The following is a 26,066-nucleotide window of genomic DNA, read 5'->3' on the forward strand; positions in this document are numbered from 1 at the left end:
GAAGGTGTTAGGACGGTGTGCAACACACCCATGTGGCACAGGAGGTCGCCGTGTTGATCCGCTGTCAGACCCCGCGCATACGCACAACCGCTCTCGCGGCGACGCTCGCGGTGGCCGTACTCGCCCTGGGGGCCTGCGATTCCGGAAGCGGCGACAAGGAGACGAAATCCGCGTCGGGCAAGGGGCCTTCGGTGGTGGCGCCCGGGAAACCGGGCGAGCCGGCAAGGACGCTGTCCGCCGAGGAGGCGGTGAAGGCCGCCGGGGACGACACCCCGAACTCCGCGGACTTCCGCTACGCCGAGCTGATGATCGAGCACCACAAGCAGGCCCTGGTCCTCACCGCACTGGTCTCCGGACGGGACGCCTCCACATCTGTCCAACGGCTCTCCGAGCGCATATCGGCAGGTCAGAAGCCGGAGATCGGCGCGATGGAAGGCTGGCTGAAAAACAACGGCGGAGACAAGCGCACGGAGGCACACGACCACTCCGCCATGCCCGGCATGGCGACCGACGGCCAGCTGAAGAAGCTGCGCGCGGCACGGGGCAAGGCCTTCGACGCGCTGTTCCTCGACCTGATGATCACCCACCACCAGGGCGCGATCACCATGGCGACAGAAGCCCTCGCCGATGGCAACAACGTGACCGTCGAGGAGATGGCCACCGATGTCGTCGCCCAGCAGACCGTGGAGATCGACCGGATGCGCAAGCTGATGACCTGACGGCCCCGGGCAAACCGGACCCCGCGTGCCTCTCCCCCGTTCCGCGCCGCGGTGCGATGCTGGAGGCATCCTGCGGGAAGAGGTGCGCCGTGCTCCGTGTCGCCGTCGTCGGTTCGGGCCCCAGCGGGGTCTACACGGCCCAGGCCCTGCTGCAGCAGTCGAGGGTGCCGGATGTGCGGGTCCATGTCCTGGACCGGCTGCCCACCCCGTACGGCCTGGTCCGCTACGGGGTCGCCCCCGACCACGAGAAGATCAAGTCGCTCCAGAACAGTCTCCGGGCGGTCCTGGAGGACGACCGGATCACCTTCGTCGGCCATGTCGAGGTGGGCGGCCCGGGCGGGCTGTCACCCGCCCGGCTCAGGGAGCTGTACCACGCGGTGGTCTACTGCGTCGGAGCGGCGGCCGACCGCCCGCTCGCCGTTCCCGGCGAGGACCTGCCGGGGAGTTTCTCCGCGACCGAGTTCGTCTCCTGGTACAGCGCGCACCCCGACACCGCCGCCGACGGCTTCACGCTCGGGGCACGCTCGGCCGTGGTGATCGGCGTCGGCAACGTCGCGGTCGATGTGGCCCGGATCCTGGCCCGTGGCGCGGCGGAGCTGCGTTCCACCGACGTGCCCCCTGCAGCCCTGGACGCACTCGCGGCGAGCCGGGTCCGCGAGGTCCACATCGCGGGCAGGCGGGGACCCTCGCAGGCGAGGTTCACCACGAAGGAACTGCGCGAGCTCGGTGCGCTGCCGCGCGCACGGATGGTCGTGGACGGTACGGAGCTGGCCCTCGACCCTGCCTACGCAGCCCCGGCGGGCGCGCCGGGGACGCCGCCGCTGCCGGCCGTGGTGCGGCGGAATCTGGAGGTGCTGCGCGGGTGGTCGGCGGATCCGCCGCCCCGGGCGGGCGACCCTGAGCGACGCATCCGGCTCCGCTTCTTCCTGCGCCCGGTCGAGCTGCTGGAGAGGGGCGGACGGGTGGCGGGTGTGCGGTTCGCGCGGACGGCTCCGGACGGTGCCGGCGGAGTGCGGGACACCGGTGGCTACGAGGACATCGAGGCCCAGCTCGTGCTGCGGGCCGTGGGCTACCGGGGAACTCCGCTGCCCGGGCTGCCGTTCGACCCGGCACGGAGCACGGTGCCGCATCTGGCGGGCCGGGTGCTGCGGGACGGGGTCGCGTCGCCCGGGGAGTACGTCGCCGGGTGGATCAAGCGGGGCCCGACGGGCGTGATCGGTTCGAACAGGTCGTGCGCCAAGGAGACGGTCGCCTCGCTGATCGACGACGCGCCGCTGCTCGCGGAAAGGGCGGTGGCTGCCGACCCGCTGGGCGCCCTGCGGAACTGGGGGCTGCGGCCGGTGGAGTGGAACGGCTGGCTGTCGATCGAGCGGGCGGAGGCGGCACTGGGCCGTTCGCTCGGACGTGGACAGGTGAAGATCCCCGACTGGCCCGGGCTGCTCGACGCGGCGCGGGGCGACGGCCCCGGGTAAGGGACAGCCCTCGGCCGGCCGTCGGTCAGTCCTCTCCGAGACGCTTCGCCTGCCGGTCCGCCGCACCGAGAACACTGTCGAGCAGGCCCGGGAAAAGGGCGTCCAGGTCCTCTGTCCGCAGGCCGCTCAGCTTGGCGGTACCACGGTAGATCTGCCGGATCACACCGCTCTCGCGCAGCACCCGGAAGTGGTGCGTGGTGGTGGACTTGGTGACGGGAAGCTCGAAGCGGGAGCAGGCCAGTTCGTCTGCGGCGCCCGCCAGTTGGCGCACGATCCGCAGGCGCATCGGGTCGGAGAGCGCATGGAGCACGCCTTCCAGGCGGATCTCGTCCCGCGAGGGGTGGGCGAGCGCACGGGCGGCATTCGACGTCACTGTGGCTCCACTTCGTCCGGGGCGTCCATTGTACGAGATCTGTCGTAGTTTTACCGGCGGGTGGCGACCACCAGACGGGCGCGGGGACTGCCGTCCGGCCCCCGGCCGAGGTCCGTGAGGGGAAGCAGCCGTACGGAGAATCCGGTGCGCACGAGATCCTCCGTCACATCGGGAAGCCGGAACGTGCGGTAGTACATGACGAACGGCGGACGCCACAGCGCGTTGCGCACGCGCATGGCCGCGTCGAAGCCGAGCAGCGACCAGTAGGCACGCGAACCCACCGGGGGCGGCGCACCGACCGGGAAGACGAACAGGCCACCAGGCCGCAGCGAGGCGTGCACCTGCCCGAACAGCTCGGGGCGCTCCTTCGGCAGGAAGTGACCGAACGCCCCGAGGCTGAGCGCCAGATCGAAGACCGGCGCGAAGGGCAGCGCGAGCGCGTCGGCACGTACCCAGTCCACCGCCGGACCGCTGGGGGCCCCTGCCTGTGCCCGCCGCGTCGCTTGTGCCGCCTGCGCCACGGCGAGCATCCCGGCGCTGAAGTCGACTCCGGTGACCCGCTCCCGGCACACCGCGCTCAGTACGCCCACTCCCGCTCCGGTGCCGCAGCAGACGTCGAGCCCTCTGCCGAACACCCCGAGGGGGCGCACTGCCCGGGTGACGGCGTCGAGCACCCGGTCCGGGGTCCGGTAGGGCGTCCGGTCGAACTTCGGGGCGAGCAGGTCGTATCCGCGCATCGTCGACGACAGCGCCTGAACGGCCAGTTCGCGGAGGGTCGGGCCCTGTGGAGTGAACATCACGTTCAGCGTACCGAGAAAGGCCCGGGCCCAGCCGACCCGGGCACGGCCTCGTGTCAGACCGCCCGCTGGTACTGCTCGGGTGTCGGAACATCGCCGCCGAGCGCGCGCGAGGCGTTGCGGGCGAAGTAGGGGTCGCGCAGCAGTTCCCGACCGAGCAGTACGGCGTCCGCACGCTCCTCGGAGAGGATCTTCTCGGCCTGTACGGGGTCGGTGATCAGGCCGACGGCGGCCACGGGCAGGCCCGCCTCGGTGCGGACCCGTTCGGCGAACGGCACCTGGTAGCCCGGCCCGACGGGGATCTGCGCGCGGGGCGCGAGCCCGCCGGTGGAGACGTCCAGCAGGTCGACGCCGTGCGCCCGCAGCTCGCGTGCGAAGCGGACGGTGTCGTCCGCGGTCCAGCCCTCCCGCTCGTCGTCCGCGTTCTCGGTCAGCCAGTCGGTGGCGGAGATGCGGAAGAAGACCGGAAGGTCCTCGGGCCACACGGCCCGGACCGCGTCCACGACCTCCAGGGCGAAGCGGATGCGGTTCTCGAAGGAGCCGCCGTAGGCGTCGCTCCGGTGGTTGGTGTGCGGGGAGAGGAACTCACCGATCAGATATCCGTGCGCGCCATGGACCTCGGCCACGCGGAAACCGGCCGCGAGCGCCCGGCGGGCGGCATCCGCGAACTGGGCGACGACCTGCTGGATGCCCTCGGTGGTCAGCTCGGCGGGCACCGGGTGGCCCTCGTCGTACGCGACCGGGCTCGGGGCGACCGGCTGCCAGCCCTCGCTGCCCGGGGTACCCGCCTCGACCGGACCGCCGCCGCGCCAGGGGCGGTCCGTCGACGCCTTGCGGCCGGCATGGGCGAGCTGGATGCCGGGAACGGTTCCGTGCCGGGTGAGGAAGTCGGTGATGCGGCGGAGGGCGTCCACCTGCCGGTCGTTCCAGATGCCGAGGTCGGCGGGGCTGATCCGGCCCTCCGGGCTGACGGCCGTGGCCTCCACCAGGATCAGGCCCGTACCGCCCGTCGCCCGGGCGGCGTAGTGGGCGAAGTGCCAGTCGTTCGCCGCGCCCGTGTCCGGCCCGGACGTCTCCGCGCTGTACTGGCACATCGGGGACATCCAGATGCGGTTGGGAATGGACAGCGACCGCAGGGCGTAGGTCTCGAAGAGTGCGCTCACGGGGGACTCCGCTTCCTCTGGATGCGACGATGCGACGGGCAGGGCACAGCAGGCGGGCGGACATGCCGCCCACGCCTTGTACGAGATTCACCGTACTACGAGATTCACCGTACTACGGGAATCGTCGAATTACGAAGCCTCTCGTACAACCTTGCCCGGGCCGTCCCATCACCTCCCCGGCCGCAGCCGCCGCCTGAGCCTGATGTCGGTCTCGGCCGCGTACATCTGGCTCCAGCTGCGTCCGCCGCCCGACGTCCACGTCACCTGGACGTTCGCTCCGTCCACCCTGACGCCCTCCACCGTCATGGCCCGGTCGCCGTCGCGTACGTCGCCGCGGAGCAGTTCGCGGGCCTTGACGGTGACCGGATCCGAGAGACGCGCGTTCTCCACGGCCTCGGCCGCCGCGACGAGCGCCGCGGCCAGCTCCCTGGCCGCGGCCGGGGAGCAGGACCAGGAGGCGCCGCCCGGCGGGCCCTCGATCAGGATCCCGACCCTGGGGGCGCCCTCGGCCGGGCCGGGGGTCACCTCCAGCGCCGCACCGCGTCCCTCGGTGTCCTCGATCTCGATGCTCATGCCTGTCGCGCCTCCTCGTCCCGCTCCGGTCAGCTCAGCTCAGCCGGAGACTCTCCGGCGGGCCCAGGTAGCTGGGCTTGAGGCCGCCGGTGTCCACCACCAGGTTCTGCAGCACCACCGTCGGGTCGACCATCCAGAATTTCAGCACATGGAGGCCCGCCCGGCCGATGTGGTGTGCGGTGCTGGTGCGGTTGACGTTGTCCGAGGTGTTGCGGGCCCACTGCGGGTTCATGGTGCCGTCGTCGGCCCCGGTGACCGCGGTGACGTTGACGGACTGCGGGGCGTCGTCGTCGAAGGAGACGGCGTACGTGAGTCCGTCGGCCGCCCGTGCGTTGTTCCGGGGCGAGAGGTACGCCCAGACCGTGACCGGCCCGGTGGTGAACAGGCTGACCCGGTACTCCAACCTCGGCCCCTTCCCGCCCGGCGTCTGGCGTGCGGCCGTGACGGGGAAGGGCTCCATGCCCGAACCGGTGCGGCCGATGCCGGGGATGCGCTGCCAGGAGATGCCGTCGCGGCCCAGAGCCCGGTGGAAGTGGTCCGCCTCGATGGAGACGTAACCGTTGGCCTCGACGAAGCCGGCGAGCTGTGCGCGCTCCGCCCGGGGGCGGTCGACCACGGCCTGGACGACGACCTCGCTGCCACCCGGGCCGGAAACGGTGACCGGAACCCGGGTGACGCCCTCGGGTGCCCGTGACCAGTCGACCCGGAAGGTGACCCGGGTCTGGGCGTCCACCCGCCCCCGCGTCCGGTCGGCGACCAGCCAGGGCGCGCCCGTGCGGATGCGGTAGTCGAAGGGTTCGGAGCCGCGGTTGAACACCTCGACGTACTGCGCCGGCTGGCTCTGGTACGGGCTGAAGACCGGCAGTACGGGCTCGGCGCCGTCCTGCCCCGCAGCCGGCCACCAGGCGGCCGAGCCGTCGATGGCCACGCCCATCTCGGCCGTGCGCGGCAGTTCGATGCGCCGCACGGCGGGGAAGATCTCGTCGGCGATCGCCACGTTGTTGAGCTCGGGCTGCTGCCAGGGGGCGTTGGGCCCGTAGCGGTCCACATCCCCGTAGCCGATGTGCGGCTGGGTCTGGAAGCCTTCCCACTTCCCGTCGGCCACCTCGGTGTTGAAGCGGCGCGCCAGCGCGAAGTCGTCGGCGAGCCTGGCCTCGGCGGTGGCCGCGAGCTCGTTGGTGAGGGCCCGGCCCTGGGGTGCGTAGTGGAGGTTGGTGAACTCGGCCTCCCGCAGGGCGTACAGGTTGGCGGTCGCCCGGACCTCGTAGCCGACCAGCTGGTACCACGCGTCCTGGGCCGAGGCGGGGAGCTTGCGCCCGATGCGTGCCGCCGCGGTGTCCAGACGCTGCCAGTCCTCCGTGACCCGCTCCAGCTCGCGGTAGTCGGTCAGGCTGAAGGGGGTGGCCCGGTCGTCGTAGACGATGGCGGACGAGTCCTTCGCCGGGTCCTTGGCGGGGTCGAGGGTGATCCTCCGGTTGAGCAGTTCGGGCTTGCGGCGGGACTGCAGCTGGGCGTAGGTGCGCAGGACGGCGGCCACGTCCTCGGCCTGCTTCTCGCCGAAGTTCTGTCGGGCGTACTGCTCTTCCCACTCCGGGATCCGGTCCAGGGACCAGCGGTCGGGGTTCCAGGCGTACTCCAGGAAGAACTGGGTGGGCAGTTCGTTGCCCTTGAGGTCCCCGACGTTGGTGATCCAGAGGCCATGGTTGCCGTAGGCCGCGCTCTGGTGCAGCTGGTCCCACATGTTGGGGAGCGAGGCGGTGTCGACCCACTTGTAGTTGCGGCCCACCCCGACGTAGTCGAAGTGGTAGTAGAGGCCGTAGCCACCGCTGCGGTCGTCGTTCTCGAGGTCGGGCAGCTTGCGGACGTTGGCCCAGTTGTCGTCGGTGAGGACGACGGTGACGTCGTCGGGGACCCGCAGTCCGCGGTCCCAGTAGCGCTGGACCTCCTTGTAGAGCGTCCACACCTGCGGGACGTCGGCATCGGGGCCGAGTTCCTCGGCGAGGATCAGGCGCTGGGTGGCGATGATCTCGCTCATCAGCTCGATGCCGTCGCCGTCGGGCAGGCTGACGTCGCCGTTGCCCCGCATGCCGAGGGTGACCACACCCTCGAAGTCCTCGTCCGCCATGCGGCGGATGCCCTGCCTCCAGTAGGCCTTGATGGCTTCGGCGTTGCGGCGGAACGACCATTCGCCGGTGCCGCCGTAGGGGTCGTGGCCGGGCTTGGTGATGTTTCCGGCGCTGTCACGGACGGCCGCGACGGCGTGCCTGTTCCACTCCTCGATCCCCCGCATCATGGGCGCCTCGTGCGAGGTGCCCATGACGACTCCGTACGCCTTCGCGGTGGCGTGGTTCTGCGGGTCGTCCTCGGCGAAGGCGCGGCCCCAGACGGCGGGCCACAGGTAGTTGGCCTTGAGCCGCAGCATCACTTCGAAGATCTTGGCGTAGAAGTCGGCGTTGAATCCGCCCTCGAAGCCGGGGGCCTTGCCGGGGCCGAAGTAGGCGGGTGCCCAGGTTCCGAGCGCCGGGTTCTCGTCGTTGATGAAGAATCCGCGGTACTTCACGGCGGGGGTGCCCTGGCTGTGCAGACCCGGCAGGACGTACAGCGCGTCACGGTGTACGGGTGCGACGTCGTCCCACCAGTACCAGGGCGAGACACCGATGCCCCGGGAGACGTCGTACGCGCCGAAGATCGTGCCGCGCTGGTCGCTGCCCGCGATCACGAAGGCGCGGTCCACGCCCGGCAGCGGGTTCTCCACCACGGCCTGCAGGCTGGTCTCCCACTTTCCCGCGACTGCGGAGACCTTGAGCTTGCGCGCGGCGACCAGGCCGTCGATGAGCGGGCTGCGGCCGAGGGTTCCCACGAGCACGATCTCGCGGCTGCCCCTGGGAGCGGTGTCGTGCGCGAGCACGGGGCGGACCCCGGTGACGCGCTCGATGTCCGCCCGGAGGTCACCGGCCACCCGCACGACGCCGGCGTAGTCGCTGTCGCTGACCACGATCGGGGCCGCCCTGCCGGCCCTCACCAGCGGGAAGGCGCCGGAGCGCGGGGTGAAGGAGATGTAGGCGCCGGGGTCCGTGGGCCGGAGGGGTGCGGGTCCGCCGGACATCGGCGTCGTCGCTGCGGCCTCGCCGGTGAGCCCGATCAGGGACCCGAGCGGCGTGGCCGCGAGCGCGGTCAGCCCCAGACCGGCCCCCAGGACCGATCGTCGACTGCTGTGGTGCGGGACGTGCTGGTCCATACTGCTCTCCCAGTTTTGTTCACACTCTTGACAAATTGGAAGGGTGTGAGTCCTTGACGTGTGTTCAGGTGGAGGGGTGGAACGCGTCAGTCGATGGCGCCGGACGCCTCGGCAGGCTGGGCGGCGGTGACTGCCACCGCTTCGCCGTCGCCGTCGGAAGCGGGTGAGAGTGCTGCCACGATCGCGTCGGCGGTGTCGTCGGGCTCCGGGCTGATCAGTCCGACGGCGACGTACACCACCAGCGAGGTGACCAGCGGGGTGACGATCACCAGGGTCTGGTCCGTGCTCTCGAGCACGAACTTCACGAGGACGTAGCCCAGCAGTCCCAACGCCCAGGAGGACAGGGCCGCGCGGGGTCCGAATTTACGGAAGGCCGGCAGCAGTCCCAGCAGCATCGGGATGGAGATGGGGCCCATCACGGCCGCGACGAGTCCGACGATGATGCCGAGCACACCGCCGAAGTGGTCCGCCTCGATGGCGACGATCATGCTGATGGTGATGAACACGACGGTGCAGACCCGGGCGACGAGGAGTCCGGTCGCCGGGGACAGGTCCCTGGCGCGGCGGACCACTGCGGGGATGATGTCGCGGGTGACGACCGCGGAGACCGCGTTGGCGTCCGACGAGGCCATCGCCATCGTGTGGGAGAACATTCCCGCCAGGGTCAGGCCGACGAGCCCCGCGGGCAGGTACGACTCCGCCATCAGCGCGTAGACCTTCTCCGGCTCGGCGATGCCGGGCAGCAGCACGGCCGCGGCGACGGGCGGGAACAGCAGCACGGCCGGCCACACCACGTACAGGAGCGCCGAGAGCCCGGCGGAACGGCGCGCGGCCTTCGGGGAGTCCGTGGCCATGTACCGCTGGGCCAGGTTCCACATGCCGCCGTTGTACTCGAAGAGCTTCACGACGACGTAGGCCCCGAGGAAGGTCGCCGTGTACGGACCGACGAGCGGCTGCCCGTGCCCGTCCGGCAGCCTGTTCCAGATGGTTCCGAGGCCCGCCACACCGTCGCCCAGCCGGTCCAGAACGACCCAGAGCATGGCGAGCGCGGCAGCGCCCTGGATGATGAACTGCCCGAAGTCGGTGAGCGCGTCGGCCCAGAGTCCGCCCACGGTGCAGTAGAGCAGGGTGACGATGCCGGTGATCAGGATGCCCACCGTCATCGACATGCCGGTGAACACGTTGAGCAGCACCGCCACCGATGCCCATTTGGCGGCCACGTCGAACACCTTGAGCAGGGCGCCGCTCCAGGCGAGTGCCTGCTGCGTCGGCACGTTGTACCGCTTGGCCAGGTACTCCAGCGGCGAGGCGACCGCGTAACGCTGCCTCAGCCGCTGCCAGCGCGGAGCGAACAGCCAGGCGCCCACGGCCGTTCCGAACGCGAGCGGCAGGAAGGCCCAGACATAGACGGTGATGCCGTAGCTGTACGCGATGGCGGCGTAGGCGACGAACACGGCGGCGCTGTACCCGGACATGTGATGGGAGATACCGGAGAGCCACCAGGGCATCCGGCCGCCACCGGTGAAGTAGTCACTCACGTTGCCTACACGGCGGTGCGACCACAGTCCTATGAGCAGCATCACCAGGAAATAGCCGCCCAGGGCGGCCCAGTCGAGCGGGGCCATGAAAACTCCTTCATCTGCGTCGGATCGCACCGCGGCCGGCCGGGAACCGGCGGCCGCGGCGGATCACCAACGGGGCGTTTTCTTCTCGTAGTACGGGTCGATCCGCTGCATGTAGCCGGTGTCGTCCCGGTTGCGCAGTCCGCACGCGATGTACTGCTCGTGCAGACGGGCGAGCGCGTCACGGTCGAGTTCGATGCCGAGTCCCGGCCCCCGGGGGACCTTCACGGCCCCGTCGGCGAAGGCCAGCGTGCCGGGGACCACGATCTCCTCGGTCTTCCACGGCCAGTGGGTGTCACAGGCGTAGGTGAGGTTCGGTGTGGCGGCCGCCAGATGGGTCATCGCCGCCAGGCTGATCCCGAGATGCGAGTTGGAGTGCATCGACAGACCCATGCCGAAGGTGTCGCAGATCCCGGACAGCAGGCGGGATCGGTTCAGACCTCCCCAGTAGTGGTGGTCGGAGAGCACCACCTGGACCGATCCCTGCTCGACGGCGGGCGCCAGGTGCTCGAAGGCGACGACGCACATGTTGGTGGCGAGGGGGATCGATGTCTCCCGTGCCACCCGCGCCATACCGTCGAGGTCGGGTGTCGGATCCTCCAGGTACTCCAGGACGCCCTCGAGGCGGCGTGCCACCTCGATCGAAGTGGCGACGCTCCAGGCCGCGTTGGGGTCGAGCCGCAGCGGCAGCGCGGGAAATGCCTCGCGCAGGGCCAGGATCGCCCGGACCTCCTCCTCGGGCGGCCGCACCCCGCCCTTCAGCTTGACCGCCGAGAAGCCGTACTCGGTGATCATGCGTCGGGCCTGGGCGACGATCGCGTCAGGATCCAGGGCCTCCCCCCAGCTGTCCGGCTCCGCCCCCGGATGCGCGGCCCACTTGTAGAAGAGGTAAGCGCTGAAGGGAACGGAGTCCCGTACCGCACCGCCGAGAAGGTCGCTCACCGGGCGGCCCGCCGCCTTGCCCTGGATGTCCAGGCAGGCCACCTCGAACGGGGAGAACACCCGGTCCACGGCGCTGCTCGTGGTGATCATTCCGGTGAGTCCGGATCCGCCGGTCCCGCTGTCGCCGGCCAGCACGTCGGCCACCCTGCGGTGCATGGCACCGAGCGCGTACACGTCCATGCCGGTGACGGCCTCCGCGGCTGCCCGCAGCCGGTGCAGATGCCCCTCGTCCGCGTAGGTCTCGCCGAGACCGACCAGGCCGTCGCCCGTGTAGACCTCGACGATCGCACGCAGTGCGAAGGGTTCGTGCACACCGACCGCGTTGAGCAGAGCCGGGTCCCGGAAGGCAACAGGGGTGATTCTCACTCCGGTGATCCGGAGGTCTTCCGTCATCGAGTCGCCTCTTCCGTACCCATGGAGCTGGTGCGCGTTCAGTGCCGGCCGGCGGCGAGCGTCAGGGTCTGACGCAGCGTGCCGTAGGCGGGCTTGGCCGTGTTGTTCTCGTCGAGGATGTTCGCCGCCCCCTCACCCGGGAACGTGTTCGGAACCCAGGAGTACTTGTCGCTGAAGCCCCACACCGTGAAGGCGTTGCAGCGCGGGGTGAGCAGGCAGCCGCGCAGCAGTACGGCGTAGCCCTCGGCCTGCGCATCGAGCTTCGTGCTGTCGGCGGGCAGCGGCATCCGTACGTCGGCCTCGGTGATCGCGGTCTCCAGGCCGAGGCGGTCGAAGCGCAGCATGTTGTCCGCGATGTCGTGCGGTGCGCCGTACTGGACTCCCAGGTGGCCCTGGATCCCCACGCCGTGGACCGGGACGCGCTGCTTGCGCAGTTCGCTCACCAGGCCGTGCAGCGCCGTGCTCTTCGCGTTGACGCCCTCGACGTTGTAGTCGTTGATGAACAGCCGGGCCTCGGGGTCGGCCTCGTGGGCCCAGCGGAAGGCGTCGGCGATGTAGCCCGGCCCCAACTTCCGCAGCCAGATGCTGTCCCGCAGGGTGCCGTCCTCGTCGAAGGCCTCGTTGACGACGTCCCACTGCCAGATCCTGCCCTTGAAGTGCGTGACCTGGTCGGTGATGTGGCGGTGCAGGATCTCCCGCAGCTCCTCGGCGGTGAAGTCACCGTCGTCGATCCAGGCCGGCAGCTGGCTGTGCCAGACGAGGGTGTGGCCGCGGACGAGCTGTCCGTTCTTCCTTGCGAAGTCGACGAGTTCGTCGGCGGCTGCCCAGTCGTACGTGCCTCGCCGCGGCTCGACCGCTTCCCACTTCATGACGTTCTCGGGGGTGACGGTGGAGAACTCCGACGCGGCCTTGGCCCGGTAGGGGGCGTCTTCGGCCAGGGCGTCCGTGTTGACGGCCGTGCCGATGCGCAGGCCGGCCTTCCGGCCGAGCGCGGCGAGCGTCTGCGGAGCCACGTGGGGCTCGGGTCTGTTGCGGAAGGCGGCGCTGTCGGTGGCGGCGGACGCACTGGTCAGGGTGAAGGAGGAGACGAGGAGTGCGGCAGCGGCGGCGCCGACTGCCGCCGAGCGGGTTGCCTTGAGCATGACAGATGCCTTTCCACAGTGGCGCCCCGTCCGGAGCCCCCGACTCACGCCGAGGGCTCCGGGGTGCCTTCGAAAGTTTCGACATCACCTCCGCACACCCCCGGGGCGTGCGGAGCGGGCGGGCAGGGAACCGCTGCCCCCTGCCCGTCAGTTCTCCGGGACCACCGGCTCGTGCGACGTGGTGCAGACGAGCCGGCGCCGGTGATCGACGGTGCGTTCGGGCCCCGTGAGGCGCAGCCGTACCGTGTGCCGGATGTCGGCGTGGTCGCTGGAGGCGGCGAAGCGCAGCTCGATGTCGCCGGGCTCGACGATCCGGCGCCCGCCCGTCCCGGTGAAGGACACCAGGTCCGCATGGAAGCGGAAGCGGACCCGCCGGGTCTCCCCCGCGGCGAGCGGCACCCGGGCGTAGCCGATCAGCCGCGACTCGGGGCGGGTGGTCTGGGCGACCGGGTCGTGGACATAGAGCTGGACGACTTCGGCGCCGTCGCGTTCACCGCTGTTGCGGACGGTGAGCTCGAGGTCGGTGGCGCCGTCGGTGGGCAGCTCGGCCGGGACAGGAGCGCCGGCCTCCCAGTCGAAGGAGGTGTACGAGAGTCCGTGGCCGAACGGGTGGAGCGGGGTCGGGTCCAGGTTGCTGACCCCGTTGACCCGGCCGAGCGGCGGTTGCAGGTAGGTCCACGGCTGGCCGCCGGGACCGTTGGGGACACCGATGGGCAGCCGTCCGGAAGGGTTGACCCGACCCGACAGCACGCCCGCCAGCGCCGATCCGCCCTCCTCACCCGGGAAGAAGGCCTGCACACATCCGGCCAGCCGGTCCGCCCGGCCGCCGAGTGCGTACGTGCGGCCCGTCAGCAGCACGAGGACCACCGGGGTTCCGGTGTCCAGCAGTGCGTCGAGCAGCTCGGCCTGGATGCCCGGCAGGGACAGGTCGGCCGCGTCGCAGCCCTCGCCCGAGGTGCCGCGGCCGAACAGGCCGGCCCGGTCGCCGAGCACGGCCACGCAGACGTCGGCGCCACCGGCCAGCTCCACGGCCCGCGCGATTCCGGAGGCGTCCGTCCCGTCGACGTCGCAGCCCTCCGCGAAGTCGATTCCGGCGCCCGGGAATTCCTCGCGCAACGACTCGAGCACCGTCGGAACGGATATGCCCATCGGCATCTCGGGGTGCAGGACGCCCACATGGCTGGGGAAGGAGTAGCAGCCGAGCATGGCCAGCGGGTCGTCGGCGCGCGGCCCCACGACCGCGATCCGTCCGGTGCCGCCGAGCGGCAGCACGTCGCCGGGGTTGGCGAGCAGGACGCAGGACCGCTCGGCCAGGAGCCGGGCCAGGGCCCGGTTCCGCGGCGGGTCGAGGTCCACGGTGCCGCGCGCCCGGTCCGGGTCCACCCCGTCGAGCGCGGCGGGCAGGACCGGACGTTTCGGGTCGAGCAGCCCGAGCTCGCACTTCTGCAGCAGGACGCGGCGCAGGGCCCGGTCCACCAGTTCCTCGGCCACCGCGCCCTCGCGCACGGCGGCGATGAGCTCGTCGCCGTAACTGCGTACGGTGGGCAGTTCCACGTCGACGCCGGCGGTGAGCGCGAGCCGGGCGGCATCGGCGCGACCGGCGGCGACCTTGTGCAGGGTCTCCAGGAACCCGATGCCGAAGTAGTCGGCGACGACGGTCCCCGCGAACCCCCAGGTGTCCCTGAGCAGCCCGGTGAGCAGTGCCGGGTCCGCGGCGGCGGGCACCCCGTCGATCTCGGCGTACGAGTGCATCACCGAGCGGGCACCGCCCTCGCGGAGCGCCATCTCGAAGGGCGGAAGGATCACATCGGCCATCTCCCGGGCGCCCGCGCGGACCGGCGCGAGGTTCCGCGCCCCGGCGGACGCGGAGTAGCCCGCGAAGTGCTTCAGCGTGGCGACGATCCCGGCGGACTCGAGGCCCCGGACGTAGGCCGAACCGATCGTCGCGACCAGGTACGGGTCCTCGCCGATGGTCTCCTCCACGCGGCCCCAGCGAAGGTCGCGCACGACGTCCAGGACGGGGGCGAGCCCCTGGTGGACACCGACCGACCGCATGTCGGCGCCGATCAGCCGGGCCATCTCCTCGACGAGCTCGGGGTCCCAGGCCGCGCCCCAGGCCAGCGGCACGGGATAGGCGGTGGCGCCCCACGCGGTGAAGCCGGCGAGGCACTCCTCGTGGGCGAGCGCCGGGATGCCGAACCTGCCGGCCTCGGTGATCCGGGACTGTGCCCGGGCCAGGGCGACGGCGCCGACACCCGGGTCCACCGGGGCGGTGCCGAACGGCCGGGTGAGCTGGCCGAGTCCGCGGGTGGTGAGCTCCTCGAAGTCGACCGGGTCGACCATGTCGTTCTGGTGGGGTGCGACCCCGTCGCCCTCGGCGTCGGCGCCCACCCAGATTCCGTAGAGCTGTGCGGCCTTCTCCTCGAGGGTCATCCGGGTGATGAGATCGGTCACCCGCACCTCTGGGGTGAGCGAGGGGTCGCGCCAGGGGCCGTCGGCCTCGGCTACCGGGTCGGCCTTACCGGCTTGGGGGTGGGGGTGGATTGCCATGGCGGCAGGGGTTCCTCTCAAGAGTGCGGTGGTGCGGGGCGGCAGAGGTGTCGCTACTTGCCGCCCACCCCCATCAGTCCGTTGACCAGCGCACGCCGGGCCACGAGGTACACGGCGAAAATGGGCACGACGGAGAGCACGATCGCCGCCAGCACGGCCGGGATGTTCACGCCGAACTGGGTCATGAAGTTGAACAGCCCCAGCGTCAGCACCCGGTTCTCCTCGGACTGCGTCAGGATCAGGGGGAACAGGAAGCCGTTCCACGCCTGCAGTGCGGAGAAGATCGCCACGGTGCTGATGCCGGCCTTGGAGAGCGGGATCGCCAGCTGCCACAGCATCCGCACGGGCGAGGCGCCGTCGAGGGACATCGCCTCGTACATCTCCTCCGAGACGTCCCGCATGGTGCCGCTGAGCACTAGGACGGCAACCGGCATGGAGAACGCGGCAGTCGGCAGGATGATCGCGTAGAGGGTGTCGTAGAGGCCCATCTTCCCGATCAGCAGGTACAGGGGCACGATCACCGCCTGCGCCGGTATCGCCACACCGAGCAGGAACGTCCGGAACGCCAGCGAGGAGAGTCGGCTGCGGGTGCGCACCGCCACGTACGCCACCGGGATGGACAGCACCAGCACGATGGCGACCGTGGACACCGCGACGATCGCGGTGTTGCCGAGCAGCGTGAGGAACCCGCTGTGCAGCACGGTGTTGTAGTTGTCGAAGGTCGGATCGGTCGGGAACGCCAGCGGGTCGCCGTTCAGCGCCTCGTCCTGGTGCATGAGCGACGCGGAGACCAGCGTGTACAGCGGCACCAGGACGATGACGAGCCAGACCAGCGAGCCCAGGCCGGCCAGCGGGTTGCCCAGCAGCTTCCGGCGGCGGGCGGACGCCTGGTGGCGCTTCAGGGACGGCGAGATCCGCTGCGGGGCAACGGGGCGGGTGTCGATCGACATCGCGTCACATACCTTCCCGGGTGGACCGCATGGATCCGAAGCCGCTGAAGCGGACCAGGATCAGCGAGAGACTGGTGGCCACGACGACCAGGGCGGTGGCGATGGCTGCGGCGTAGCCCAGGTCGTAGGTCTGGAAGCCGGTCCGGTACATCAGGTACGGCAGGATCGTCGTGTCCGTGCCGGGACCGCCCTTGGTCATGATGAGCACGGTGTCGAAGTAGGTCAGCGAGCCGACGATCATCAGGACCGACGACGTCGTCATCGTGTGGCGCAGCTGCGGCAGCGTGATGTGGAAGAACTGCCGCACCATGCCGGCGCCGTCGATGGCGGCCGCCTGGTAGAGGACCTCCGGGATCTGCCGGGCACCGCCCTGGTAGATCAGCGTGTGGAAGGGCATGAACTGCCAGCCGCCGACGAACGCCACCATGAGCAGCGCCCCCGTGGACGATCCCATGATGTTGGGATCGATGCCGATCCAGGGACCGATCTCCTTGATCACACCGAAGTTGGGGTCCAGCAGGGCGTGGAAGAGCATGGCGATCGCGGTGGTGGAGAGCAGCAGCGGAATGAAGAAGACCGCGGACAGCACGGCCCGGCTGCGCTGGCGTCCCGCCGCCCAGACGCCCAGCAGCAGTGCCACAGGGGTCTGGAAGGCCCAGCTGATCGTGGTGAGCAGGAGGCTCAGCCAGGCTGCCTGGCCGAACTCGGAGTCCTTGAACAACCGGGTCCAGTTGTCCAGCCCAGTCAGGGTCGGGGAGTTGAGCCCGTCCCATTCGCAGAAGGAGAGGTAGACGGCGATCGCCAGGGGGATGATCGCGAAAACAGCGAAGAAGAGGATGCCGGGCAGGGCCCAGGCGACCGGGGGGCGGCCGACGTTACCGACGGCCGCCTTCCTGTCTCCGCGCCTCTTCGCGTGCGGAGTGTGGTGGGACATCGTTACTTTGCGGCCTTCATTGCTTCGACGAACTGTTCCGGAGTGGTCTTGCCGGCGAACAGCTTGCTGATCTCGGTGAGCAGCGGGGTGGCGTACTGGGCTTCCAGGGCCTGGTCCCACGAGAGGGTGAAGCTCGGGGCCTTCTGGACCAGCTGGTACTGGTCGTTGGCGAACTGGGGGTTGGGCGAGGTGCTGAGCATCGAGGCCGCGTTGGAGGTGGTGGGGATGTCACCGTTGTCGACGAGGGCCTTGGCGTAGGTCTTCGACGCCATGGTCTTCAGGAACGCGATGGCGGCGTCCTTGTGCTTGGTACGGGCGTTGATGGACCAGTAGTTGGTCGGGTTGCCCACCACGTTCGCCGGGTCTCCCACGCCGCCCGCCACGGTCGGGAACGCGGCCCAGCCGAGGTCCTTCTTGGCGAATTCGGGTGCCTTGCCCAGCTGGGTCGAGTACTCCCACGAACCCATGAGGTGCATGGCGGCCTTGCCCTTGTTGAGCAGGGTCGGGGCTCCGCCGTTGCCGTAGTCGACCGAGTTGAAGTTCTTGCCGAACGCACCGTCGTCGATCAGCTCCTTGACGGTCTGCGCCGTCTTGAGCACCGCCGGGTCGCCCCAGCCGTCGGTGTCGCCGTTCTGGATCTTCTGGAAGACCTCGGGGCCGCCGATCCGGTCGAGCAGGTACTCCATCCACATCAGCTCGGGCCACTTGTCCGAGCCGCCCAGGGCGAAGGGGGTGATTCCCGCGGCCTTGAAGGTGGCGATGGCCTTCTGGAGGTCCTCCCACGTCTTGGGGACCTCGAGCTTGTGCTCGGCGAAGAGGCTCTTGTTGTAGAAGACCATCACGGGCTGCATGCCGCGCATCGGCACCCCGTATATCTTCCCGTCGAGGCTGCCCGCGGTCATGATCGACGGGAGGAAGCCGTCCTTGAGCGTGGCGTCGTTCTTGATGGTCGAGGTGAGGTCGACCAGGTTCTTGGAGTCGACGTACGGCTTGATGGAACCGCCGCCCCAGTTGAAGAAGACGTCCGGGGCGCTGGGCGAGCCCATGGCGCTGCGGAGCTTGTTCACGTAGTCGGTTCCGGGGACCGAGACCAGCTTGACCTTGACCTTGGAGGTCTTGTTGAACGTGTCGACCGCGGCCTGCTGTACCTTGACCGCGTCGTCGCCGTAGACGTAGGCGGTGATGGTGCCGCCGCCGTCGCTGCCGCTGTCTCCCGAACCGCAGCCGGCCAGAAGCCCGGCCATCGCCATCGCCGCACCGACTGCGACCCATCTCGTCGTACGTGTGCCCTGAGTGAAAATGCCCGACCGCATGACCGCACCCTCTGTCGAATGTTTCGGCTTGCCTTTCGAATGTTGCCGGAACCGTACGGTCGTGTTTCGGGCTCGTCAAGAGGGTAGGACTAAGGATTTACCAACACCGCCCGGCCACCTGTTCGGCGCTTCGGGGAGCTACGATTCGCGTATGAGCCCTGCAAAGGTCCAGCCCCAACCGGAGAAGGTGTCCGTCGACGAGTCGTCGGAGAGCACCGCCACGCTGGCAGAAATCGCCCGAGCGGCCGGAGTTTCGGCTCCGACAGTTTCGAAAGTGCTGAACGGGCGAGCCGATGTTGCCCCCAGCACCCGCACCAGGGTGGAGGAGCTGCTGCTGCGCCACGGCTACCGCCGCAGGCGCGGCGCCTCGCAACAGTCCCAGCTCATCGACCTGGTCTTCCACGAACTGGACAGCGCCTGGGCGATGGAAGTCGTCCGGGGAGTCGAGAACGTCGCCCGTGAGGAAGGCCTGAGCCTGGTGCTCTCGGAGAGCGCCGGCCGGCTGACCCCGGGCCAGACCTGGGTGGACGGTGTCCTGGCACGCCGCCCGGCCGGTGTCATCCTGGTGCTCTCGGACCTCGACGCCGCTCAGCGCGCCCAGCTCAACAGCCGCAGCATCCCGTTCGTCGTGGTCGACCCGGCGGGCGATCCCGGCGACGACATCCCTTCGGTCGGTGCGGCCAACTGGCAGGGCGGCCTCGCCGCCACACGCCATCTGACGGGTCTGGGACACCGCCGGATCGGCGTCATCGGCGGGCCGACGCGCATGATGTGCAGCCGCGCCCGCATCGACGGCTACCGTGCCGCGCTGGAGACCTCGGGCATTCCGATGGACCCCGAGCTCGTCCGTGAGGGCGAGTTCCACCACGAGGACGGCTACACGGCGGCCCTGGAGCTGCTGCGCCTGCCGAACCCTCCCACCGCCATCTTCGCGGGCAACGACTTGCAGGCACTCGGCGTGTACGAGGCCGCGCGTGAGCTGGGGCTGCGGATTCCGGAGGATCTCAGCGTGGTCGGATTCGACGACCTGCCGCTCACCCGGTGGATCGGGCCGCCCCTCACCACCGTGCGCCAGCCCCTGATAGAGATGGCCGAGACCGCCGCCCGGCTGGTGCTCGACCTCGGCCGGGGCAGGCAGCCCGCCACCACCCGGGTCGACCTCGCGACGAGCCTGGTGGTCCGCAGCAGCACGGCCCCGCCGGCCCGCTGACGACGCGCGAAATCCTGTTGGCGGGGCGGGGGCCGCGTGCGTACCGTCGCGCCTCGTGACTCCCACCCTGCGCACCGGGCGCCTGCTGCTGATTCCGTACACGCCCGCCGACGAGGACGGGTTCGTGGCGCTGTTCCAGGACGTGCGGGTGTCCCGGTGGATGGGCGACGGGCCCGCCCCCGAGGCCGAGGACCGGGCCCTGTTCGGGAGGATCTTCTCCGACGTGTACGCACGCGGGCTGTTCGACGTGTGGGCGGTCCACGAGGACGGCAGGAGGGTGGGTCACGCCGAGATCAAACCCACCCCTGAGTCGGGCGGCCACGAGATCGTCTACGCACTGGCCCCCGACGCCTGGGGCCGCGGCCTCGGCACCGAGCTGGCCACGGCTCTCGTCGGGTACGGCCTCGGCCCCCTCGGCCTGCCGTCCGTGCACGCGACCGTCGCCGCGGAGAACACCGCGTCCCTGGCGCTGCTGAGCCGCATCGGCTTCCAGCACGTCCGGGACATCACGGAGGACGACGGCAGCACCACCCGGCTGCTGACCCGCTCGCGCGGGCTTGCCGCCGGAGCCGGTCAGCCCGGGTAGACGTCGAGGCGGCCGCACATACCGAACCTCCCGAGCGCCGAGGGCTGTTCGGCGTGCACCCGGGCATCGCTCAGGTGCGCGTCCTCGCCGCGTGCCAGCGCGTCGAGGTGCCGGCCGGTCGCCCGGGACGCGGCCGCGGCGCCCTGCTGCCAGCGGGCGCGCCAGTCCTCGGTCCGGGGGCGTACGAGCTCCGCGGCGGCCCGGTGGAACGCGGCCAGCGGCCCGGGGTCGCCCGCCTCGGTGGCCTCGCGCAGTGCGAGGAAGCCCTGGACGGCGAGGTCGCGGCGGGTGCGTGCGGCGAACGCCTGCGCGTCCTCGGTACCGCCGGGAAGGGTGGCGGCCGCACGGTAGAGCCCGGCATCGGCGAGGATCCGGGGCGGAAACGTGAGCACGGCATCACCCGCTTCCGGCAGCCCGCTGTTCTGCATGAGGACGACGATGCGCAGCCCGTCCTCGTTGACCAGCCGGTGGATGGTGCCCGGGGTGAACCACACGAGGGCCCCGGGGGCGAGCGGCGTCTCCTGGAAGCCCGACGCCGTGAGGGTCTGTACGGAGCCGCTGCCGCCGACGACCACGTACCCCTCGGAACAGGTCAGGTGCAGATGCGGGGTGCCTCCGCGCAGCCCGTCCTCCGTGGGCCAGTCGTAGACCCTGAGGTGGGACACGGCGACAGCGCCCGGCAGTCCTTCGAAGGTCGTCACAGGTGCTCCTCGGTCGCGTGTCGTCGCCTGCCGGGGCCGCCGCTCCGCCCGTCCCCCGGTCCGTTCCGCCGTCCGTCCCCGAGTGCGTCACGCGTCCTGGCAGCAAGCGCTTTCCGCATCAGCCAACCCGGCGTACGGACGGGGGTCAAGGGCGCCTGCCGCAACAGCGCCGGACCGGGCGGCGGCCGTGCGTGCGGGCCACTGTCAGTGGCCCGGTGCAGACTGTCCCGTATCCGGCACAACGGCGTTTCGGGAGGTCTGTCATGACCGATGTACTGCTCACCGTAGGCACCCGCAAAGGACTCTTCATCGGCCGCAGGCGCGGCAGCGAGTGGGAGTTCGGCGATCCGCACTTCAACGCGCAGGCCGTCTACTCGATCGCGATCGACACCCGCGGGCCGACACCGCGTCTGCTGGTCGGCGGCGACAGCGCGCACTGGGGCCCCTCCGTCTTCCACTCCGACGACCTGGGCGCCACGTGGGTCGAGCCGAAGCAGCCGGCGGTGAAGTTCCCCCAGTTCACCGAGGCGTCGCTGGAGCGGGTCTGGCAGCTGCATCCCGCCGGACCCGAGGCACCCGGCGTGGTGTACGCGGGGACGGAGCCCGCGGCGCTGTTCCGGTCCGATGACGGCGGCGAGTCCTTCGAGCTGGTCCGCCCGCTGTGGGAGCACCCGACGAGGTCGAAGTGGGTGCCCGGCGGAGGCGGCGAGGGACTCCACACCATCCTGACCGACCCGCGGGACGCCCGTGCGGTGACCGTCGCCGTCTCCACCGCGGGCGTGTTCCGGACGAAGGACGGCGGCGAGCGGTGGGCTCCGTCCAACAAGGGGGTCTCCGCGGTCTTCCTGCCGGACCCCGACCCCGAGTTCGGCCAGTGCGTGCACAAGGTCACCCGTGACGCGGCTGATCCCGACCGGCTCTACCTGCAGAACCACTGGGGGGTCTTCCGCAGCGACGACTCCGGGGACAACTGGACGGACATCGGCGCGGGCCTGCCTTCGGACTTCGGCTTCGCCGCTGCCGCGCATCCGCACCGCGCGGACACGGTCTACGTCTTCCCGATCAACGCCGATGCCGACCGTGTCCCCGCCGATCACCGCTGCCGGGTGTTCCGTACGCGTGACGCGGGAGCGACCTGGGAGCCGCTGACGCGGGGCCTCCCCGACGGCGCCCACTACGGCACGGTGCTGCGCGATGCGCTCTGTACGGACGACGCCGACCCGGCGGGCGTCTACTTCGGCAACCGCAACGGCGAGGTGTACGCGAGCGAGGACGACGGGGACAGCTGGCAGCAACTCGCCTCGCACCTGCCCGACGTGCTGTGCGTGCGGGCGGTGGTGCTCGGCTGACCCCCGGCCGACCGGTGTGGTCGTAGCACCGGTGGAGCACCAGTAGAGTGCGGCCCGTGGCAGCACGACCGTTGAAAGAAATCGTTGAGCCGGGGTGGGCACAGGCCCTCGAGCCCGTGGCCGAACGCATCGCAGCTATGGGCGACTTCCTCCGCGCGGAGATCGCCGCGGGGCGCACCTACCTGCCCGCGGGACCGAATGTGCTGAGAGCGTTTCAGCAGCCCTTCGACGAGGTGCGCGTCCTGATCGTCGGCCAGGATCCGTATCCGACGCCGGGGCATGCGATCGGCCTGAGTTTCGCGGTGGCACCCGAGGTGAGTCCGGTGCCCGGGAGTCTGGAGAACATCTTCCGGGAGCTGCACTCGGATCTTGGCCTTCCACGGCCCTCCAACGGCGATCTGACGCCCTGGGCGCAGCAGGGGGTGCTCCTGCTCAACAGGGCGCTGACGACGGCCCCCAGGCGCCCTGCGGCGCACCGGGGCAAGGGCTGGGAGGAGGTCACCGAGCAGGCCATCCGGGCGTTGGTCGCCCGCGGCACACCGCTCGTGTCGGTGCTGTGGGGCCGTGACGCCCGCAATCTGCGGCCGCTGCTGGGTGACTTCCCGGCGATCGAGTCCTCGCACCCCTCGCCCATGTCTGCCGACCGCGGCTTCTTCGGTTCGCGCCCGTTCAGCCGGACCAATGAACTGCTGCAGCGCCAGGGGGCGCAGCCGGTCGACTGGAAGCTGCCGTGACGGCGGCGTCGGACCCGCTCGTCGTAGGTGTGGACTCCGGCGGGTCCGGGCTGCGTGTGGCGCTCGGGACCGTCGGCACGGAGCATCCCGTGTCCACGACGGTCTGCGCCGAACCGGTGCGGACGGGAACGGCCGGCATCGACGCCGGCCACATGCTGGAGCAGCTTCTCCCCGCGGTCCGGGGACTGCTGGAGGAGGCCGGGCGCGGGGCGGCCATCGCCGCCGTGACCATCGGGGCCGCCGGGATGGCGACGCTCGGCGGACAGTTGCGCGCCGAGGTGCCGGCAGCGCTGGCGCAGGCGCTGGCTGTGCGGCGGGTGGCGCTGGCCGCCGACGCGGTGACCGCGTACGCGGGTGCGCTCGGGCAGCGACCGGGCGCGGTCGTCGCGGGCGGCACAGGCATGATCGCGCTCGGTACCGACCTCACGACATGGCGCAGGGCCGACGGCTGGGGCCATCTGCTGGGTGACAGCGGCGGCGGCGCCTGGATCGGCCGTGCCGGACTCGACGCGGCGATGCGCGCCCACGACGGGCGGGCCGGCGGTTCCCCCGAACTGCTCGCCCGGCTCCGGAAGATTTTCGGTCCTGCTCCCGACCTCCCCGGGCTCCTCTATCCGCGAGGCGACCGTCCGGCGCTGCTCGCTTCCTTCGCCCCCGAAGTCGCGGCCTGCGCCGCCGAGGACGGGATCGCGGCCGGCATCCTGCGGGAGGCTGCCGTTCATATCGCCGAAGCGGCAGCGGCGGTCTGCCCCCCGGCCACGGGCGCCGGGGACGGCGGTTGCGAAGTCGCCCTGACCGGCGGCCTGTTCCGGATGGGCGATCCGCTCACCGGGCCGTTGCACGAGGAGCTCGCGCGACAGGTTCCGCAGGCCCGCGTGGTCCCGGCGGCGGGTGATCCGCTGCACGGCTCGCTGGCCGTCGCGCGGGCTCTCGCCCTGTCGGAACTGCGGCTGCCCACCCACCCGACACTGCTGTTCGTACCGGAGGTAACGTGAGCATTCCGAGCATCTGACCGCCCGGACAGAGCAGGGCAGTTGACCGGTATGCCACTCAACAGACATAACCGGACAGATAACGCCCGACCGCCCCCTCCCCGAACAGAGGGGCACCCAAAACCAGTAGCATGCGGCGCCATGAGCACCCCCACTGGGCCCGCTTCCGGCCTGCCTGTACGAATGCCGCGACCTCGCCAGTCCGGACGGCACCGCCGCCCGGAGCCCGTGGTCGCACCTGAGGGCGCTGCCGCGCTCGTTCTCGCCGTTCCCGGTACCCCTTCCTCGGCCACGCGCAGCATCGCCGAAGAAGTGATCAGCATCGCCCGTTCCGAGCTTCCCGGTCTGAACGCACAGATCGGTTATCTCGACGGTGACGACGCCGAGTACCCCACGCTCGTCTCCGTACTCGCGCATACCGCCGCCGAGCGCACCGCGCGCTACGAGCAGGCCGTCGCCGCGGGGCGTGAGGTCTCCGAGCCGCAGGGTCCGTCCGCCGTCGTGGTGCCGCTGCTCGCGGGGCCGGACAGCGCCCTGATCCGGCGGATACGGCAGGCGGTCATGGAGAGCGGCACCCAGACCGAGCTGACCGATGTGCTGGGCCCGCACCCGCTCCTCGCCGAGGCACTCCACGTGCGCCTTTCGGAGGCCGGCCTGGCGCGCGCCGACCGTGCCAGGCTGTTCACCGTGGCGACCGCGGCCGACGGCATCGTGCTGGCCACGGTGGGCGGCGACGAGGCCGTGCAGGCCGCCGGGATCACCGGCATGCTGCTGGCCGCGCGCCTCGCGGTTCCGGTGATGGCCGCCGCGCTGGATGTGGAGGGTTCGGTCGCCTCGATCGCCGCGCAGCTCCAGAACTCCGGTTCCGCCCAGCTCGCGCTCGCGCCGTACCTGGTGGGTCCGGAGGTGGACGCCGGCCTGCTGGAGGCCGCCGCGAAGGAGGCCGGCTGCGCGACCGCCGAGCCGCTCGGCGCGTACCCGGCCATCGGCAAGCTCGTGCTCTCGATGTACGCGGCGACGCTCGGCATCACGCCGGCGACGCCGCAGGGCGCCCAGGCGCACTGATCGGCGCCCGCACCTCCGACTGATCGGCGGCACGGACCGGATGGCCCCGGTCCGTGCCGCCTGCCGTTCTCCGGGCGTGTCCCCGGGACTCAGGGGGACGCTCCCGGGGCACAGGGCCGGCCGCGACCGCCTCAGGCGAAGACGACGCAGGAGGCGGCGGGAGCGTCGATGGAGCCCGCGTGGGACGGGATGCCCGTTTCCGCGTCGACGGCGAACCAGCTGACGTTGCCGGAGTGCTCGTTCGCCACGTACAGCCACTGCCCGGTGGGGTCGAGGGTGAGGTCGCGGGGCCATTGCCCGCCGCAGCCCACGGCCGCGGCCAGGACCGGCTTCTCGGCCGTCCCGTCGAGCGTGAGGACGGAAATGCTGTCGTGGCCGCGGTTCGCGGTCCACAGGAACCGCCCGTCGTGCGCGACCACGACCTCGGACGGGTACGTACGCGCGTCCCCGGCCGTGACACCTTCGGAATTCACGTCGTGGGGCAGCACAGGCGTCTCACCGACCGGCTCGAGCCGGCCCGTGGCCGCGTCCCAGCGGCATACGGTGACGGTCGGCTCCAGCTCGTTCAGCACGTAGGCGTGTCCCCCTGACGGATGAAAGGCCAGGTGGCGCGGTCCGGTGCCGGGGCGCATCGCCGTCTCGCCGCGCAGCCGCAGCGCCCCGGTGCGCGGGTCGAGGGCGCAGACGCGCACGGAGTCCGTGCCCAGGTCCACGCTCAGCACCCAGTTCCCCGAGGGGTCGGCGAGCACCTGGTGTGCGTGCGGGCCCGCCTGGCGGCCGGTGTCGGGCCCGCTGCCCTCGTGCCGCAGCACGGAGGCCGCGGGGCCGAGGGAGCCGTCGGCCCGTACCGGCAGCGCGGTGACGCTTCCGGAGCCGTAGTTGGCGGTGACCAGATGACCGGCGGCGAGCGCCAGGTGTGTGGGGCTGCTCCCGTCGACGGACCGCACCGGACCGACGGGCCGCAGGCCGTCGTCGCCGATCTCCCATGCGGCGGCAGCCCCGTCGGAGGTCTCGCTGACCGCGTACAGAAGCCTGACACCCGCTTCGGAGGCGGGGCCGACCGTGAGGAAGGAGGGGTCGGGAACCGCGTCCGTGGTCGCGAGCACGGTCAGCGCCCCGGTGTCCCGGTCGACGGCGGCCGCGGTGATCCCGCGTCCGCCGGCCGAGGTGAACGACCCTATGAATGCCCGCCCGGCGCTCCTGCTGCCCATCGCGCTACCCCGCCTTTGCCGTCTGCCCGCGATCTTC

22 protein-coding genes are annotated in these 26,066 nt (G+C 71.0%); 8 read left to right on the forward strand and 14 right to left on the reverse strand.

Annotation, left to right across the window (positions count from 1 at the left end; genetic code table 11):
• Window positions 1-32: 32 nt before the first annotated feature.
• On the forward strand, window positions 33-719 hold the full coding sequence (locus ACFQ6X_RS03925; RefSeq protein WP_383176154.1) for a DUF305 domain-containing protein: 687 nt from the start codon (window positions 33-35) through the stop codon (window positions 717-719).
• 89 nt (window positions 720-808) lie between these two features.
• Window positions 809-2,191, forward strand: a complete 1,383-nt coding sequence (locus ACFQ6X_RS03930) for an FAD-dependent oxidoreductase (RefSeq protein ID WP_383175455.1) — start codon at window positions 809-811, stop codon at window positions 2,189-2,191.
• 25 nt (window positions 2,192-2,216) lie between these two features.
• On the opposite strand, the gene ACFQ6X_RS03935 is transcribed toward ACFQ6X_RS03930, so the two are convergent.
• The 12 genes from ACFQ6X_RS03935 to ACFQ6X_RS03990 all read right to left on the reverse strand — a co-directional run bounded on the left by ACFQ6X_RS03935 (window position 2,217) and on the right by ACFQ6X_RS03990 (window position 18,118).
• Complete coding sequence (locus ACFQ6X_RS03935; RefSeq protein ID WP_383175458.1) at window positions 2,217-2,564, reverse strand: ArsR/SmtB family transcription factor; 348 nt, start codon at window positions 2,562-2,564, stop codon at window positions 2,217-2,219.
• Between the two features lie 50 nt (window positions 2,565-2,614).
• On the reverse strand, window positions 2,615-3,361 hold the full coding sequence (locus tag ACFQ6X_RS03940) for a class I SAM-dependent methyltransferase (RefSeq protein WP_383175461.1): 747 nt from the start codon (window positions 3,359-3,361) through the stop codon (window positions 2,615-2,617).
• 56 nt (window positions 3,362-3,417) lie between these two features.
• Window positions 3,418-4,524, reverse strand: coding sequence for an NADH:flavin oxidoreductase/NADH oxidase (locus tag ACFQ6X_RS03945; protein ID WP_383175464.1), 1,107 nt, complete (start codon window positions 4,522-4,524; stop codon window positions 3,418-3,420).
• A 168-nt stretch (window positions 4,525-4,692) separates the two neighbouring features.
• Window positions 4,693-5,097 carry a hypothetical protein gene (locus ACFQ6X_RS03950; protein WP_383175467.1) on the reverse strand — a complete coding sequence of 135 codons (405 nt, stop codon included), beginning with the start codon at window positions 5,095-5,097 and terminating at the stop codon, window positions 4,693-4,695.
• Window positions 5,098-5,131: 34 nt separating this feature from the next.
• Window positions 5,132-8,335 (reverse strand): glycosyl hydrolase 115 family protein, encoded by a 3,204-nt coding sequence (locus tag ACFQ6X_RS03955; protein ID WP_383175470.1) that lies wholly within the window; start codon window positions 8,333-8,335, stop codon window positions 5,132-5,134.
• An 86-nt stretch (window positions 8,336-8,421) separates the two neighbouring features.
• Entirely contained in the window at window positions 8,422-9,960 is a 1,539-nt protein-coding gene (locus ACFQ6X_RS03960; protein ID WP_383175473.1) for a sodium:solute symporter family protein, read from the reverse strand.
• A 63-nt stretch (window positions 9,961-10,023) separates the two neighbouring features.
• The gene (locus ACFQ6X_RS03965; RefSeq protein WP_383175476.1) at window positions 10,024-11,292 is read right to left on the reverse strand and encodes a glucarate dehydratase family protein; all 1,269 of its coding nucleotides are present in this window, start codon (window positions 11,290-11,292) and stop codon (window positions 10,024-10,026) included.
• Window positions 11,293-11,330: 38 nt separating this feature from the next.
• Window positions 11,331-12,434: an endo-1,4-beta-xylanase gene (locus ACFQ6X_RS03970; protein ID WP_383175479.1), complete on the reverse strand. Its 1,104-nt coding sequence runs from the start codon at window positions 12,432-12,434 to the stop codon at window positions 11,331-11,333.
• Between the two features lie 147 nt (window positions 12,435-12,581).
• A complete protein-coding gene (locus tag ACFQ6X_RS03975; protein ID WP_383175481.1) occupies window positions 12,582-14,984 on the reverse strand; it encodes a glycoside hydrolase family 3 N-terminal domain-containing protein in 2,403 nt (800 codons plus the stop codon).
• Between the two features lie 53 nt (window positions 14,985-15,037).
• The gene (locus ACFQ6X_RS03980; protein WP_383175484.1) at window positions 15,038-15,934 is read right to left on the reverse strand and encodes a carbohydrate ABC transporter permease; all 897 of its coding nucleotides are present in this window, start codon (window positions 15,932-15,934) and stop codon (window positions 15,038-15,040) included.
• Between the two features lie 4 nt (window positions 15,935-15,938).
• A complete protein-coding gene (locus tag ACFQ6X_RS03985; RefSeq protein ID WP_329213666.1) occupies window positions 15,939-16,868 on the reverse strand; it encodes a sugar ABC transporter permease in 930 nt (309 codons plus the stop codon).
• Window positions 16,869-16,870: 2 nt separating this feature from the next.
• Window positions 16,871-18,118 carry an extracellular solute-binding protein gene (locus tag ACFQ6X_RS03990; RefSeq protein ID WP_383176157.1) on the reverse strand — a complete coding sequence of 416 codons (1,248 nt, stop codon included), beginning with the start codon at window positions 18,116-18,118 and terminating at the stop codon, window positions 16,871-16,873.
• Window positions 18,119-18,332: 214 nt separating this feature from the next.
• Here ACFQ6X_RS03990 and ACFQ6X_RS03995 point away from each other — a divergent pair, with 214 nt between their 5' ends.
• Window positions 18,333-19,391 (forward strand): LacI family DNA-binding transcriptional regulator, encoded by a 1,059-nt coding sequence (locus ACFQ6X_RS03995; protein WP_383175488.1) that lies wholly within the window; start codon window positions 18,333-18,335, stop codon window positions 19,389-19,391.
• Between the two features lie 55 nt (window positions 19,392-19,446).
• Window positions 19,447-19,977, forward strand: coding sequence for a GNAT family N-acetyltransferase (locus tag ACFQ6X_RS04000; protein ID WP_383175491.1), 531 nt, complete (start codon window positions 19,447-19,449; stop codon window positions 19,975-19,977).
• Here the strand turns inward: ACFQ6X_RS04000 and ACFQ6X_RS04005 are convergent.
• Window positions 19,965-20,678, reverse strand: a complete 714-nt coding sequence (locus tag ACFQ6X_RS04005) for a cupin domain-containing protein (RefSeq protein WP_383175494.1) — start codon at window positions 20,676-20,678, stop codon at window positions 19,965-19,967. The two genes, ACFQ6X_RS04000 and ACFQ6X_RS04005, sit on opposite strands and share 13 nt — an antisense overlap.
• A 263-nt stretch (window positions 20,679-20,941) precedes the next feature.
• On the opposite strand from ACFQ6X_RS04005, the gene ACFQ6X_RS04010 reads away from it, so the two are divergent.
• From ACFQ6X_RS04010 to ACFQ6X_RS04025, 4 genes are all read left to right on the forward strand, one after another.
• A complete protein-coding gene (locus ACFQ6X_RS04010; RefSeq protein ID WP_383175496.1) occupies window positions 20,942-22,027 on the forward strand; it encodes a WD40/YVTN/BNR-like repeat-containing protein in 1,086 nt (361 codons plus the stop codon).
• A 56-nt stretch (window positions 22,028-22,083) separates the two neighbouring features.
• Window positions 22,084-22,761, forward strand: coding sequence for a uracil-DNA glycosylase (locus ACFQ6X_RS04015; protein WP_383175499.1), 678 nt, complete (start codon window positions 22,084-22,086; stop codon window positions 22,759-22,761).
• Window positions 22,746-23,756 (forward strand): N-acetylglucosamine kinase, encoded by a 1,011-nt coding sequence (locus ACFQ6X_RS04020; protein WP_383176160.1) that lies wholly within the window; start codon window positions 22,746-22,748, stop codon window positions 23,754-23,756. Before ACFQ6X_RS04015 ends, ACFQ6X_RS04020 begins: the two co-directional genes overlap by 16 nt.
• 138 nt (window positions 23,757-23,894) lie before the next feature.
• The gene (locus ACFQ6X_RS04025; protein WP_383175502.1) at window positions 23,895-24,818 is read left to right on the forward strand and encodes a sirohydrochlorin chelatase; all 924 of its coding nucleotides are present in this window, start codon (window positions 23,895-23,897) and stop codon (window positions 24,816-24,818) included.
• Between the two features lie 131 nt (window positions 24,819-24,949).
• Here the strand turns inward: ACFQ6X_RS04025 and ACFQ6X_RS04030 are convergent, their stop codons facing one another.
• On the reverse strand, window positions 24,950-26,029 hold the full coding sequence (locus ACFQ6X_RS04030; RefSeq protein ID WP_383175505.1) for a lactonase family protein: 1,080 nt from the start codon (window positions 26,027-26,029) through the stop codon (window positions 24,950-24,952).
• Window positions 26,030-26,066: the final 37 nt, after the last annotated feature.

This window comes from Streptomyces sp. NPDC056452, assembly GCF_042796085.1.
Taxonomy (GTDB): Bacteria; Actinomycetota; Actinomycetes; order Streptomycetales; family Streptomycetaceae; genus Streptomyces.